This window comes from Variovorax sp. Soil_C_39, assembly GCF_057656815.1.
Genome location: NZ_JBDGJQ010000001.1, coordinates 424,593 through 437,839 on the forward strand (window position 1 = coordinate 424,593; position 13,247 = coordinate 437,839).

The 13,247-nt window shown below is 69.9% G+C and carries 14 protein-coding genes; 8 read left to right on the forward strand and 6 right to left on the reverse strand.

All coding sequences use genetic code 11. The features are described 5' to 3' along the window. Nucleotides 1–61: 61 nt before the first annotated feature. Entirely contained in the window at nucleotides 62–376 is a 315-nt protein-coding gene (locus AC3A6J_RS01975) for a hypothetical protein (RefSeq protein ID WP_487858213.1), read from the forward strand. A 42-nt stretch (nucleotides 377–418) separates the two neighbouring features. Here the strand turns inward: AC3A6J_RS01975 and AC3A6J_RS01980 are convergent, their stop codons facing one another. The 3 genes from AC3A6J_RS01980 to AC3A6J_RS01990 are packed head-to-tail and all read right to left on the reverse strand — an operon-like array spanning nucleotide 419 to nucleotide 3,691. Beyond that, nucleotides 419–1,843, reverse strand: coding sequence for an MATE family efflux transporter (locus AC3A6J_RS01980; RefSeq protein WP_487858214.1), 1,425 nt, complete (start codon nucleotides 1,841–1,843; stop codon nucleotides 419–421). Nucleotides 1,844–1,863: 20 nt separating this feature from the next. Continuing rightward, the gene (locus AC3A6J_RS01985) at nucleotides 1,864–3,177 is read right to left on the reverse strand and encodes an MFS transporter (protein ID WP_487858215.1); all 1,314 of its coding nucleotides are present in this window, start codon (nucleotides 3,175–3,177) and stop codon (nucleotides 1,864–1,866) included. A 58-nt stretch (nucleotides 3,178–3,235) separates the two neighbouring features. Beyond that, complete coding sequence (locus AC3A6J_RS01990) at nucleotides 3,236–3,691, reverse strand: MarR family winged helix-turn-helix transcriptional regulator (protein ID WP_487858216.1); 456 nt, start codon at nucleotides 3,689–3,691, stop codon at nucleotides 3,236–3,238. A gap of 75 nt (nucleotides 3,692–3,766) precedes the next feature. Between AC3A6J_RS01990 and AC3A6J_RS01995 the strand changes: the two genes are divergently transcribed. The 7 genes from AC3A6J_RS01995 to gloA all read left to right on the forward strand — a co-directional run bounded on the left by AC3A6J_RS01995 (nucleotide 3,767) and on the right by gloA (nucleotide 9,856). Next, a complete protein-coding gene (locus AC3A6J_RS01995) occupies nucleotides 3,767–4,315 on the forward strand; it encodes a PaaI family thioesterase (protein WP_487858217.1) in 549 nt (182 codons plus the stop codon). Between the two features lie 14 nt (nucleotides 4,316–4,329). Next, complete coding sequence (locus tag AC3A6J_RS02000; protein ID WP_487858218.1) at nucleotides 4,330–5,025, forward strand: nitroreductase; 696 nt, start codon at nucleotides 4,330–4,332, stop codon at nucleotides 5,023–5,025. Nucleotides 5,026–5,145: 120 nt separating this feature from the next. Beyond that, nucleotides 5,146–6,207: a Fe(3+) ABC transporter substrate-binding protein gene (locus AC3A6J_RS02005; protein ID WP_487858219.1), complete on the forward strand. Its 1,062-nt coding sequence runs from the start codon at nucleotides 5,146–5,148 to the stop codon at nucleotides 6,205–6,207. A 34-nt stretch (nucleotides 6,208–6,241) separates the two neighbouring features. After that, on the forward strand, nucleotides 6,242–7,921 hold the full coding sequence (locus AC3A6J_RS02010) for an ABC transporter permease (RefSeq protein WP_487858220.1): 1,680 nt from the start codon (nucleotides 6,242–6,244) through the stop codon (nucleotides 7,919–7,921). Next, nucleotides 7,918–8,607 (forward strand): ABC transporter ATP-binding protein, encoded by a 690-nt coding sequence (locus tag AC3A6J_RS02015; protein WP_487858221.1) that lies wholly within the window; start codon nucleotides 7,918–7,920, stop codon nucleotides 8,605–8,607. Before AC3A6J_RS02010 ends, AC3A6J_RS02015 begins: the two co-directional genes overlap by 4 nt. A 102-nt stretch (nucleotides 8,608–8,709) precedes the next feature. Continuing rightward, the gene (locus AC3A6J_RS02020; RefSeq protein ID WP_487858222.1) at nucleotides 8,710–9,402 is read left to right on the forward strand and encodes a glutathione S-transferase family protein; all 693 of its coding nucleotides are present in this window, start codon (nucleotides 8,710–8,712) and stop codon (nucleotides 9,400–9,402) included. A gap of 40 nt (nucleotides 9,403–9,442) precedes the next feature. Continuing rightward, on the forward strand, nucleotides 9,443–9,856 hold the full coding sequence (gloA, locus tag AC3A6J_RS02025) for a lactoylglutathione lyase (protein WP_487858223.1): 414 nt from the start codon (nucleotides 9,443–9,445) through the stop codon (nucleotides 9,854–9,856). Nucleotides 9,857–9,883: 27 nt separating this feature from the next. On the opposite strand, the gene AC3A6J_RS02030 is transcribed toward gloA, so the two are convergent. The 3 genes from AC3A6J_RS02030 to edd are packed head-to-tail and all read right to left on the reverse strand — an operon-like array spanning nucleotide 9,884 to nucleotide 13,075. Beyond that, nucleotides 9,884–10,615 (reverse strand): haloacid dehalogenase type II, encoded by a 732-nt coding sequence (locus AC3A6J_RS02030; RefSeq protein ID WP_487858224.1) that lies wholly within the window; start codon nucleotides 10,613–10,615, stop codon nucleotides 9,884–9,886. A 1-nt stretch (nucleotide 10,616) separates the two neighbouring features. After that, nucleotides 10,617–11,252, reverse strand: coding sequence for a bifunctional 4-hydroxy-2-oxoglutarate aldolase/2-dehydro-3-deoxy-phosphogluconate aldolase (eda, locus tag AC3A6J_RS02035; RefSeq protein WP_487858626.1), 636 nt, complete (start codon nucleotides 11,250–11,252; stop codon nucleotides 10,617–10,619). Next, entirely contained in the window at nucleotides 11,249–13,075 is a 1,827-nt protein-coding gene (gene edd, locus AC3A6J_RS02040) for a phosphogluconate dehydratase (RefSeq protein WP_487858225.1), read from the reverse strand. The genes eda and edd overlap by 4 nt, the downstream gene beginning before the upstream one ends. Nucleotides 13,076–13,247 lie beyond the last annotated feature (172 nt).

Here is a 13,247-nt window from a genome sequence, read left to right on the forward strand (position 1 = left end):
TTACAAAGCGTTCACATGGCGCCCCGACGATAGGGCTTCCAACCACTCCATCGGAGTCGCCATGAAAAAGCTTGCAATCGCCACCAGCGCCGCCGCCCTGCTCTCCATCGCCGCATTCAGCGTTCCGGCGCAGGCCGGGCCCCGCGAAGGGTTCATCCAGGCCCAGGTCTACGTGGTCCCCGGCCCCCCGCCGCCGCCGCGCCATCGCTACTACGCGCCGCCGCCCCCGCCGCATCACTACTACGGTTCGCGCTACTACCGCGGCCACGACCATCGGCATCGCCACTGGGAACGCCGCCACGGGCGCAGGGACTACGACCGCGACGGCGTGCCCAACCGCTACGACCGCCGGCCCCACAACCCCTACCGCTACTGATCGCGCGCGCTCGGCGTTCAGGCGGCCGACCTCGAACCGAGGTCAGGCCTGCGCCATGCGCCGCAGCAGCCCGCCCGGCGTGCGCGGCCAGCCGACGCGGCCGAACCATGCGCCGCCGGCGATCGCCGAGGCGATCAAAATGCCGTACACCACGAGCGCCGCGCCCTGCACCGCGAACACGCTCGCGAGCCCGCCGCCCCAGTGCAGCACCAGCCAGCCGCCGAGCCCGGCGACCACAAGGCGCGCCACATTGCCGAGCACCGGCCACAGCAGGCGACCCGCCCCCTGCGAAGCGAAGTACAGCGCCAGCCCGACACCGAAGAAACCGTAGAACGGTCCGACCAGGCGCAGGTACTGGGCGCCGGTCTCGAGCATGGCGGGATCGCTGCCGAACAGCAGCAGCCAGGGGCGTGGAAACAGGGCCGCCGCGAGGCCGATGGCCTCGGTCAATGCGAAGGCCAGCCCCGCCCCGGCCCAGGTGGCACGCAGCGCGCGCTCGCGCTGGCCCGCACCCATGCAGGTGCCCACCATCGCGACCAGCGGCGCGCCGAGGCCGAACACCAGCGGCACCAGCAGGTACTCGAGCCGCGACGCGGTGCCGTAGCCGGCGAGCGCACCCGTGCCGAAGTGCCCGGACAGCGCGGTGGCGATGCCGATCGACAGGTTGGTGGCCACCGTGGCGATCGCCGCCACCAGCCCGATGCGCAGGATGTCGCGAAAGAATGGCCAGCGGAACTGCATGGCCGCCAGCCTGGGGCGCAGCAGGCTCTTCGGCGAGCGCAGGTAGACGATGAGCGCGATCGAACCCAGCAGGTAATACAGCAGCAGCGCCATCGCGCCGCCCGCGATGCCCATGCCCGGCAGCGGCCCCCAGCCGAAGATCAGCAGCGGCGAGGCGGGCACCAGGAAGAACACGCCCGCCACCGTCACCCGGGCCGGCACCGCCATGTTGCCGGTGCCGCGGATCACGGCCGAGAGCGAGTTGAAGAGCCACACCAGCACCGCGCCCGCGAACACCCAGTTCGAGTACGTCAGCGCCGCATCGAGCGCGGCACCGCTGCCGCCCATCACCCCGTAGAGCCAGCGTCCGCCCGCCAGCAGCGCCAGCGTGAAGCAAAGCCCGAAGCCGATGGCGATGACCACCGCATGCCACACGAGCGCATCGGCATCGCCGCGCCGGCGCGCACCGAGCGCGCGTGCGATCGACGAGGCGATGCCGCCGCCCATCGCGCCGGCCGACGTCATCTGCATCAGCATGACGATCGGAAACACCAGCGCCATGCCCGCGAGCGCATCGGTGCCGAGCTTGCCGACGAAGTAGGTCTCGATGAGGCCGACCGCCGCCTGCGCCACCATCACGAGCACATTGGGTGCGGCAAGGCGCAGCAGCGTGGGCACGATCGGCGCCTCGAGCAGGCGGCGCGTGCGCGGATCGAGTTGTTCGGCCTGGAGCGGGCTGTTGTTCATGGTGCGTCTCCTGCGGCCGGTCAGGCCCGTGCCGCGGCCGTTGCCGGACCGCCGACCGCCTTTGCCGGCCGGCGAATCGCCAGCACCACCACCGCGGCGACCAGGCAGGCCGCGCCCGCCGCGTACAGCGCCGGCGTGTAGGTGAGCAGCAGCGTGCGCACGAAGCCCGCGCCATAGGCGGCTGTGGCGGCGCCCAGTTGGTGGGCCGCGAAGATCCAGCCGAACACCATGCCGACCTTCGCCGGACCGAACTCGGCGCCCGCGAGCTTGACAGTCGGCGGCACGGTGGCGATCCAGTCGAGCCCGTAGAACATCGCGAACAGTCCCAGTCCGTAGATCGTGAACTCGGAATGCGGCAGCCAGAAGAGCGACAGCCCGCGCAGGCCGTAGTACCAGAAGAGCAGCTTGCGGTTGTCGTAGCGGTCCGAGAGCCAGCCCGACAGGATGGTGCCCACGAAGTCGAAGGCCCCCATCATCGCGAGCACCGAAGCGGCCGGCACCGCAGCCATGCCGAAGTCGCTGCACAGCGAGATGAAGTGCGTCTGCACCAGGCCGTTGGTGCTCAGGCCGCAGATGAAGAAGGTGCCCGCCAGGATCAGGAAGGTGCGGTTGGTCGAGACCTCCTTCAGCACGCGGAACGGCGTGGCGAAGTTCATCGCCGCCGCGGGTGCCGCTGCGGGCGGCGCGCTGCCGGGCACGGCCTTCTCGCCATAGGGGAGCAGGCCCACGTCCGAAGGCCGGTTGCGCACCAGGCACAGCGCCAGCACGCCGATCAGCGCGCTGCCGATCACGACCGGAACGATGGCCGAGCGCCAGCCCCAGTGCTCGATCATCCAGGCCGCGAACGGCAGAAAGGCCAGCTGCCCGGTCGCTGCACTGGCCGTGAGCATGCCGATCACCAGCCCGCGCCGCGCGACGAACCAGCGGTTGGCCACCACCGCGCCGAGCACCAGCGCCGTGAGGCCGGTGCCGAGCCCCAGCATCAGGCTCCAGAGCACGAACAGCTGCCACAGCTGCGAAGCCGTCGTGACCAGCGCCATGCCCAGCCCGACCAGCGCCAGCCCGCTGCACATCACCGCGCGCAGGCCATAGCGCTCCATCAGCACGGCGGCGAACGGGCCCATGAGTCCGAACAGCGCAAAGCGCAGTGCGAGTGCCGAGGAAATCTGCTCGGTGCTCCAGCCGAATTCCTTGCCCAGCGGCTGCAGCATCGCGCCCGGCAGGCCCAGCGCGGCCGACATCGTCAGCATGGTCAGGAAGGTGACTGCGGCGACGACCCAGCCATAGTGGATGCCACGGCGCTGCAGCCAGGCGGAAACGGTGTGGGCGAACATGGAACCTCTTGCGCTGCTCGGCGGAGTGAGTGGGAGAAACGGGGGGTATGCGAAACCGTCAGTCCGGCAGGTCCGGCGCGCCATCGGCGCCCAGCAGGTCGAGCGACTCGTCGATCAGCTGGTGCAGCGCCAGCACGCGCTCCAGGCCGAGCAGGGCATTCAGGTTCTGCTGCGCGGTCTTCCAGTGCTGCTGCGCCTCGCGCCACTTGGTGTCGCCTTCGGGCGTGAGCACCAGCAGACGGCTGCGTGCATCGGCGCCCGCACCCTGCTCCACCCAGCCCGCGGCGATCAGCGGCTGCAGGTTGCGGCTCAGCGTCGAAGCCGTCATCTTGAGCTCGGCCGCAAAGTCGACCGGCCGCACCGGGCCCAGCCGCCGCAGGTTCGACAGCAGCGAGTATTGCGTCGTCTTGAGGCCGCTCTTCGAAACCTCGGCGTCGTAGTACTGCGAAAGGCGGCGCGTGAGCTGCCGCACCTTGAAGCTGGTGCAGCCGCGAGGCTTGGTTGGGGTGTCCATGGAGCGCGATTGTAGATACAACCGTTGCATATGCAAGCTACCATGCGCGACAATGACCACAGGAGAGACTCAGGAATGACAACCACATCCCAACTCGATGCATGGATCGCCGAAGAGCGGCAGGTCGCCGAACGGATCGAGAACGGCCCCGGCCCGGGCCTGGCCCGCCCCGAGCAGATCGCCGGCAAGACCGGGCTCGAGACGATGCAGGCGATGCTGAACGGCGAGATCCCGTTTGCCGCCATCGCGAAGACGCTCGACTTCATGCTGCTGTCGGTGGGCCCCGGCCTTGCGGTGTTCCAGGGCACACCGCTCGCGCAGCACCTGAACCCGCTCGGCACCATCCATGGCGGCTGGGCCGCCACGCTGCTCGACTCTGCGCTGGGCTGCTCGGTCCACACCATGATGCCGCCCGGGCGCGGCTACACCACCGCCGAACTCAGCGTGAACTACGTCAAGGGCCTCACGCCCAAGGTGCAACGCGTGCGCGCCGAGGGCAAGGTGATCCACTGCGGCCGGCAGCTCGCCACCGCCGAGGCACGGCTCTTCGGGCCCGACGGCACGTTGTATGCGCACGCCACCACGACCTGCCTGGTATTCGAAGCGCCGCCGGCCAAACCATGAGCCCGGACTCCGCCATGCCGTCCAGCCCCGGGCCGGCGCCCTCGCCCGCCGCCGTGCTGCAGGCGCTGCTCGCCGAGCGCTACAGCTGCCGCGGGTACCTGCCGCAGCCGGTGCCGCGCGACACCATCGACGCGATCCTTCAAGCGGCGCAGCGCACCGCGTCCTGGTGCAATTCGCAACCGTGGCAGGTGATCGTGACCAGCGCCGCGGCCACCGAGCGCTTGCGCCAGGCCTTCGATACACCCGAAGCCGCGGCCGAGGTCGGTTACGACATCGCGCCGCCTGCGGAATACCGCGGCGTGTACCAGGCGCGCCGCCGCGAGTGCGGCTTCCAGCTCTATGAGAGCGTCGGCGTCGCGCGCGGCGACCGCGAAGCCTCGCAGCGTCAGGCGCAGCAGAACTTCAAGTTCTTCGGCGCGCCCCACCTGGCGCTCGTCACCACCGAGGCCGCGCTCGGCACCTACGGCGTGCTCGATTGCGGCGCCTACGTGCACAACTTCATGCTGGCCGCGCGCAGCCTGGGCGTCGCGAGCATCGCCCAGGCCGCCGTCGCCTCGCGCGCCCGCTTCCTGCGCCGCTGGTTCGACATTCCCGACGACCGCCAAGTGGTGTGCGGCATCGCGTTCGGCTTCGAGGATCCGTCACATCCGGCCAATGGCTTCCGAACTTCGCGCGCCGCGCCGGCCGAGGCCTGTCGCTGGGTCGAGTAGCCCACTGCCATGTAAGTCCAAGGCAGTCGATTCCCGTCGTACGCAGTGATAATGATTCGCATCGTCAGCGATTTGTGGCGATGGTTTCCAAAACACACACCCGCACAGGAGGATTCCTTCATGACCGACCGCTTCGGCATTCAAGGCCGCGCCGCACGCGCACTGATCGGCGTGAGCGCCGCCTGGCTGGCAGTTGCCGCGCTGCCCGCCCATGCCGCCAACGACGAGCTCACGCTCTACACGACGCGCGAGCCCGGTTTGATCCAGCCGCTGATCTCGGCCTTCAGCGCCCAGAGCAAGATCAAGGTGAACACGGTCTTCGTGAAGGACGGCCTGCTCGAACGCGTCAAGGCCGAGGGCGCGCGCTCGCCGGCCGACGTGCTGATGACGGTGGACATCGGCAACCTCATCGACCTGGTCGACGGCGGTGTGACGCAGCCCGTGAAGTCGACCGCGCTCGAATCGGCTGTGCCGGCCAACCTGCGCGGCGCCGACGGCCAATGGTTCGCGCTCTCGCTGCGCGCGCGCGTGCTCTACGCCGACAAGACCCAGCCGATCACCAGCTTCCGCTATGAAGACCTGGCGAACCCCAAGTACAAGGGCAAGGTCTGCATCCGCGCCGGCCAGCACCCCTACAACACGGCGCTGATCGCCGCCATGATCGCGCACGACGGCGAAGCCAAGACCGAGCAGTGGCTGCGCGGCGTGAAGGCCAACCTCGCGCGCAAGGCCACGGGCGGCGACCGCGACGTGGCGCGCGACATCCTCGGCGGCATCTGCGACGTCGGCCTGGCCAACTCGTACTACGTCGGCCAGATGAAGAGCGCCAAGGAAGGCACCGACGCGCGCAAGTGGGGCGATGCCATCAAGGTGGTGCGCCCGACCTTCGCCAGCGCCAAGAGCGGCGGCACGCACGTCAACATCAGCGGCGCGGCCGTGGCGAAGAACGCGCCCCAGCGCGAGAACGCGGTCAAGCTGCTCGAGTTCCTGGTGTCCGAACCGGCGCAGGCGCTCTACGCGCAGGCCAACTACGAATACCCGGTGCGCAAGGGTGTGGCGCTCGATCCGATCATCGGGCAGAGCATCGGCGAGCTGAAGGTCGACCCGCTGCCGCTGACCGAGATTGCCAAGCATCGCAAGCAGGCCAGCGCCCTCGTCGACAAGGTCGGCTTCGATCAGTGATGGAGACGGCGGGATACACCTTGCCGGTGCCCGCATGCTGATCACTCGGCGCCAGCCGCCGGGACTGCAAGCCGCAGGCCCGGCCTGGCGCTTCGCTTCGCTGGCCATCGCGCTCGGCGTGTTGGCGCCGGTGCTGGCGCTCGGCTGGCTTGCCCTGGGCGCCGGTTTCGCCCAGTGGGGGCCGCTGTTCGCGCACGTGCTGCCGCAGGCGGCGCTCAACACGGCGCTGCTGCTGGCGGGCGTCGGCACGCTGGTGCTGGTCATCGGCACCGGCTGCGCCTGGCTGGTCACGGCCTGCGACTTCCCGGGCCGGCGCGTCCTGCATTGGGCACTGCTGCTGCCGCTCGCGATGCCGACCTACATCGTCGCCTTCGCCTACCTCGACCTGCTGCACCCCATCGGGCCGGTGCAGGGCGCGATCCGCTGGATGCTGGGCTTCGAGAGCCCAAGGCAATTTCGCCTGCCCGACCTGCGCTCGATGCCAGGGGCGATCTTCGTACTCGGCTTCGTGCTGTACCCCTACGTCTACATGACCGCGCGCGCCATGTTCATGACGCAGCCCGCGCACCTGCTGGAGGCCGCGCGCACGCTGGGCGAAAGCCGGCGCGGCGCGTTCTTCCGCGTGGCGCTGCCGCTCGCACGGCCCGCGCTGGCCGTGGGCTTGAGCCTGGCGCTGCTCGAAACGCTCAACGACATCGGCGCTTCGGAATTCCTCGGCGTCAACACGCTCACGGTGGCGGTCTACACCACCTGGATCACGCGTTCCGACCTCGCGGGCGCGGCGCAGATCGCCTGCGCCATGCTGCTCGTGGTGGTGGCGCTGGTCTGGCTCGAGCGCAACGGCCGGCGCCACCAGCGCTTCGGCTCGGCGCAGCGCATGCGCGCCATCCAGCCCCGTCGCCTGCACGGCAGCGCCGCCTGGCTGGCCACGGCCACGGCCGCGCTACCGGTGGTGATCGGCTTCGTGGCGCCGGCGCTCTACCTGGTGTGGGAAAGCGCCAAGCGGCTGCACCAGGGCAGCGGCATTTCGCAGGGCCTGCTGGCCAGCCTCGGCAACACGATCACGCTGGCCGCCGGTGTCACGGTGGTGGCGGTGGCGGCCGGGCTCGTCGTGGCATGGGCCACGCGCAGCCAGGGCACGCGGCCCAACCGTGCGCGCTGGCAGGCCCGCGCGGCCACGCTGGGCTATGCGCTGCCGGGCACGGTGCTCGCCATCGGACTGCTCACGCCCGCCCTCGCCTTCGACGCCGCGCTGGCCGGTCTGCTCGGCCTGCCGGGCCTGCCGCTGATGGCCGCGGGCGTGGTGCTGGTGGTGGCCTGCGCGATACGCTTTCTGGCCATGCCGGTCGGCGGCATCGAGGCCGGGCTCGCGCGCATCCCGCCCGCGATCGAACAGGCGTCGCGCCTTCTCGGTGAAACCACGGGCGGCACGCTGCGCCGCGTGCACCTGCCGCTGCTGCAGCCGGCCATCGCCACGGGCGCACTGCTGGTGTTCGTCGATGCGATGAAGGAACTGCCCGCCACGCTGCTGCTGCGGCCGGCCAACTTCGACACGCTCGCCACCTGGCTCTATGCCGAGGCCGCGCGCGGCACCTACGAAGAAGGCGCGATCGCCGCGCTGGCCATCGTGGTGGCCGGCCTGCTGCCCGTGGTGCTGCTCGCGCGCCATCAACTCGGCACGCCTTCGGCGCTGCCGCCCCCGGATTCCCCATGAGCGTTCCCCTTTCCATCGAAGCGATCCAGCTCGCGTACGAAACGCCGAAAAGCGGCCTGCACACCGTGGTGAGCGACTTCTCGCTGGACCTGCCGGCCGGCGGCATCGCCTGCCTGTTCGGTCCGTCGGGCTGCGGCAAGACCACGGTGCTGCGCGCGATCGCGGGCTTCGAGCCCGTACGCGCGGGCAGCATCCGGCTCGGCGAGGTGCTGCTCTCGTCGCCCCAGGTGCACCTGCCGCCCGAAGAGCGGCACGTGGGCATGATGTTCCAGGAGTACGCGCTGTTTCCGCACCTCTCGGCCGGCCGCAACGTGGCCTTCGGCCTGCGCCGGCTGGCGCGCGCGCAGCAGCAGGCGCGCGTGTCGGAGATGCTGGCGCTCGTGGGCCTGGCCGATGCGGACGAGCGCTTTCCGCACGAACTCTCGGGCGGCCAGCAGCAGCGCATCGCGCTCGCGCGCGCCCTGGCGCCTTCGCCCGCGCTGCTGCTGCTCGACGAGCCCTTCTCCAACCTCGACGGTGGCACGCGCGAGCGCCTGACGCAGGAGGTGCGCGGCATCCTCAAGCGCGCCGGCCAGACCGCCATCCTCGTCACGCACAACGAAGCCGAAGCCCACGCGATGGCCGACCGCATCGGCGTGATGCATGGCGGGCGCATCACGCACTGGCTCGACACGGCCGCGCCTTAGCACAAGCCGCCCAAAAGGCGGATGGGCTTTTCGGGAAAAGGTTTTCGCAAGCCGCAAGAATCGCGGCCGACCGACCACAACCCCGAGCGAGAACGCAAAGCCATGCCACAGTCCCTCACCCTCGTCAGCCACCTGCTGTGCCCCTACGTGCAGCGTGCCGCCATCGCGCTGCTCGAGAAGAACGTGCCCTTCGAACGCATCGTCATCGATCTTGCGAACAAGCCGCAGTGGTTCCTGGACATCTCGCCGCTCGGCAAGGTGCCGCTGCTGAAAGTCGAGCGCAGCGACGGTAGCGGCGAAGCCGTTCTGTTCGAGAGCAACGTGATTTGCGAATACCTCGAAGAGACGCAGCCGGGCCCGCGCCTGCATCCGCAGGACCCACTCGCACGCGCCGAACACCGCGCATGGATGGAGTTCGGCTCGGCGATCCTCGCCGACCTGTGGGGCTACGAGACCACGCGCGACGCCGAGGTGTTCGCGCAGAAGCGGCAAGCGCTCGCGGCCAAGTTCGCGCGCGTCGAGGCCGCGCTCGGCGCGGGCCCCTACTTCGCAGGCCAGGACTTCAGCCTGGTCGATGCGGTGTTCGCACCGGTCTTCCGCTACTTCGAGGTGTTCGACGCCATCAGTGACTCGCACCTGTTCGATGCGCTGCCCAAGGTCGTTGCCTGGCGCCATGCGCTGGCCGCGCGGCCCAGCGTGCGCCATGCAGTGGTGCCCGAATACCCGGCGCACCTGCGCGAATTCCTGCGCAAGCACGAGGCGCACTTGCTCACCCTGGCCGAAGGCCGAGAATAGACGCCTTCCCCCACAACGACACAGAGAGAGAACCCACGAGATGCGACTTCTCCACACCATGCTGCGCGTCGGCAACCTGCAGCGATCTATCGACTTCTATACCAAGGTCCTCGGCATGAACCTGCTGCGCACCTCGGAGAACCCCGAGTACAAGTACAGCCTGGCCTTCGTGGGCTACGGCAACGGCAACCCCGAGCAGGCCGAGATCGAACTCACCTACAACTGGGGCACCGAGCGCTACGAGCTCGGCACCGCCTACGGCCACATCGCGCTCGGCGTGCCCGATGCGTATGCGGCCTGCGAGAAGATCAAGACGGCCGGCGGCAACGTAACGCGCGAAGCCGGTCCGGTGAAGGGCGGCACCACGGTGATCGCCTTCGTGACCGACCCGGACGGCTACAAGATCGAGCTGATCCAGCGCGCGGAAAGCGCCGAGGGCGGCGGACTGCGCTGAACCGAAGGCGCAACAACGCCCTGGCCGTCAGCAGCCCAGCAGCTCGGCCAGTTCGACGATGTCCCGCGCGTGCAGGCTGTTCTCGGGATTCGGCGACACGTCCTTGGGCTGCGCGCGGCCGTATTCGAAAGGCCGCTCGATGTAGGCGGTCTTGAGGCCGCAGACGCGCGCTGCGGCAAGGTCGTCGTGGTGCGCGGCCGCAAGCATCACTTGCCCGGGCGTGGCATCGAACACGCCCGCCACGCCGAGGTAGGTGCGCGGGTCGGGCTTGTAGGCCTTGAAAACCTCGGCCGAGAGCACGCAGTCCCACGGCAGCCCGGCGCGCTTGGCCATCTCGGTCAACAGGCCGAGGTTGCCGTTGGACAGCGTGCAGATCGTGAACTTCTTCTTGAGCCGCGTGAGCCCCTCGACCGCATCGGGCCAGGCGGGCAACCGGTGCCAGGCGCGGCTCAGTTGGCGCTTGGCGGCGGCATCGAGCCGCTCGGTCGCGCCGAAGTCGCGCAGCACCTGCTCGAGCATGCTCAGGTGCAGTTCGTCGAGCAGCGTGAAGCCGCCCTCGCCCGCCGCGATGCGCTCCATCACCGACTTCATCGCCGGCTGGTAGCCGGCGCGCCAGGCGAGCGCGAAGCTCGCGCCATCCACGCCAGGCAGCGCCTGCTCGACCTCGGCGGCGATGCCGCTGTGCCAGTCGACCACGGTGCCGAAGACGTCGAACGCGATGACCCGAAGGTCGCTCGCGTCGAAATGATCGGCGTTCATCTCAGCGCGCCAGCTGGCTCGCGGCGCGTGCCAACTGCTCAATGCGTGCCCAGTCGCCGTCGCGGATCGCATCGGTCGGCACGATCCACGAACCACCCACGCACGCCACGTTCGACAGCGCGAGGAACTCGGCCGCGTTGCCGGCATGGATGCCGCCCGTCGGACAGAAGCTCACCTCGCCGAACGGTCCCTGCCAGGCCTTCAGCATCGGCAGCCCGCCGGCCTGAAGCGCCGGAAAGAACTTGAGCGCGGTGTAGCCGTCTTCCTGCGCGGTCATGATCTCGCTGCCCGTGGCCACACCCGGCAGCAGCGGCAGGCCCAGGTCGTGGCAGGCCTTGCCCACTGCGCGCGTGTAGCCCGGGCTCACGCCGAACTTCGCGCCCGCGAGGGCCGAGGCCTGCGCGTCGGCTGCGCTGCGGATGGTGCCGGCGCCGGCCACGGCCTCGGGCACTTCCTTCGCGATGGCCTCGATGCATTCGAGCGCCTGCGGCGTGCGCAGCGTGACCTCGAGCATGCGGATGCCGCCGGCCACCAGGGCGCGCGCGAGCGGAATCGCATGCTTCACGTCGTGCAGCACGATGACCGGGATGACTGGTGCATCGCGCATGACGTCGAGCGCGGTGAGTGTGTTCTTCATAGCCATGAGCAGGCTCCTTCTTCTGCGGTGAGTGCGTTGCGCCGCATGCCGGCGAACAGTTCGCGGCCGAGGCCGTGGCCATCGGCGATGCGTTGGGCCTCGGGCATTGTCGCGGTCTCGCGCTCGGCCCATTCGTCGTCGGGCACCAGCACCGCGAGCGTACCCGCCACCGCATCGAGCCGGATGACGTCGCCGTCGCGCACCTTGGCGAGCGGCCCGCCGGCGGCGGCCTCGGGCGAGACGTGGATCGCGGCGGGCACCTTGCCCGAGGCGCCGCTCATGCGGCCGTCTGTGACCAGCGCCACGCGGAAGCCCTTGCCCTGCAGCACCGACAACGGCGGCGTGAGCTTGTGCAGTTCGGGCATGCCGTTGGCGCGCGGCCCCTGCCAGCGCACCACGCAGACGACATCGCGGTCGAGCTCGCCCGCGGTGAAGGCCTGCTGCAGCGCGGCCTGCGAATCGAAGACGCGCGCGGGGGCTTCGATCACATGGCGGTCGTCGGGCACCGACGACACCTTGATCACGCAGCGCCCGAGGTTGCCGTTGAGCAGCTTCAGGCCGCCGGTGGCGCTGAAGGGCTCGCGCACCGGCCGTGCAATGGCTTCGTCCTTCGAGGGCGCCGCCACATGCCAGGCCAGCCGGCCGTCGCCCGCCAGCGCTGGGATGCTCGCGAATTCGCGGAGGCCGCCGGCGCGCACGGTCAGCACGTCGGCATGCATGAGGCCCGCGTCGAGCAGTTCGCCGATGACGAAGCCGGGACCGCCCGCGGCCTGGAAGCCGTTCACGTCGGCGCTGCCGTTGGGATAGACGCGCGTGAGCAGCGGCACGATGTCGGAGAGCCGCGAGAAGTCGTCCCAGTCGATCACGATGCCGGCCGAACGCGCCACGGCCACCCAGTGGATCAGGTGGTTGGTGGAACCGCCCGTGGCGAGCAGCGCCACCATGGCGTTGACGATGCAGCGCTCGTCGACGAGTTCGCCGATCGGCGGACACTGCCATGGCTTGTCGCCCGCCTTGCCGAGCACCGTGCGCACGGCCTCGCGCGTGAGCGCTTCGCGCATCGTGTCGCCGGGCTGGATGAACGCGGTGCCGGGCACGTGCAGGCCCATGGCCTCGAGCAGCATCTGGTTGCTGTTGGCGGTGCCGTAGAAGGTGCAGGTGCCCACGGTGTGATAGGCCGCCATCTCGGCGTCGAGCAGGCCCTGCCGTCCGACGAGGCCCTGGGCCGCCTGCTCGCGCACCTTCGACTTCTCGCCGTTCGACAGGCCCGAGGGCATCGGCCCGGCGGGCACGAACACGGTGGGCAGGTGGCCGAAGTGCAGCGCGCCGATCAAGAGGCCGGGCACGATCTTGTCGCACACGCCGAGCATCAGCGCGCCGTCGAACATGTCGTGCGTGAGCGCGACCGCGGTGCCCATGGCGATGACGTCGCGGCTGAACAGGCTCAGTTCCATGCCGGGCGTGCCCTGCGTGACGCCGTCGCACATCGCCGGCACGCCGCCGGCCACCTGGGCGGTGGCGCCGAGGCTGCGCGCCTCGTGCTTGATGATGTCGGGGTAGCCCTGGTACGGCGCATGGGCCGAGAGCATGTCGTTGTAGGCGGTAACGACGCCGATGTTGGGTGCGCGCTCGGCCACCACGCGAAATTTGTCGTTGGCGGGAATGCCGGCCACGGCATGCGCGACGTTGGCGCAGCCCATGCGGTCGGCCCCGCGGTCGCGGTTGCGGATCTCGGCGAGGCGCTGGAGGTACGCGCTGCGCGTCCCCCGGCTGCGTTCGCGAATGCGATCGGTGACGTCAAGGACGGTGGGGTGTGTGCTCATGGGGATGTTCTCGGTCGCGCTGCCGGCATGCCGCCACTGTCGCGTAGGCGACCTGCGAACTGGCATTCAATAGTACCAAGATGACACGGCCGAGACCGAAAGCCGTCACCCCGGCGGTGCCAATCGTCGCGCTCCAGCCCAGTGCACCCGCGGAACTGGCTTTGCCAGGCCG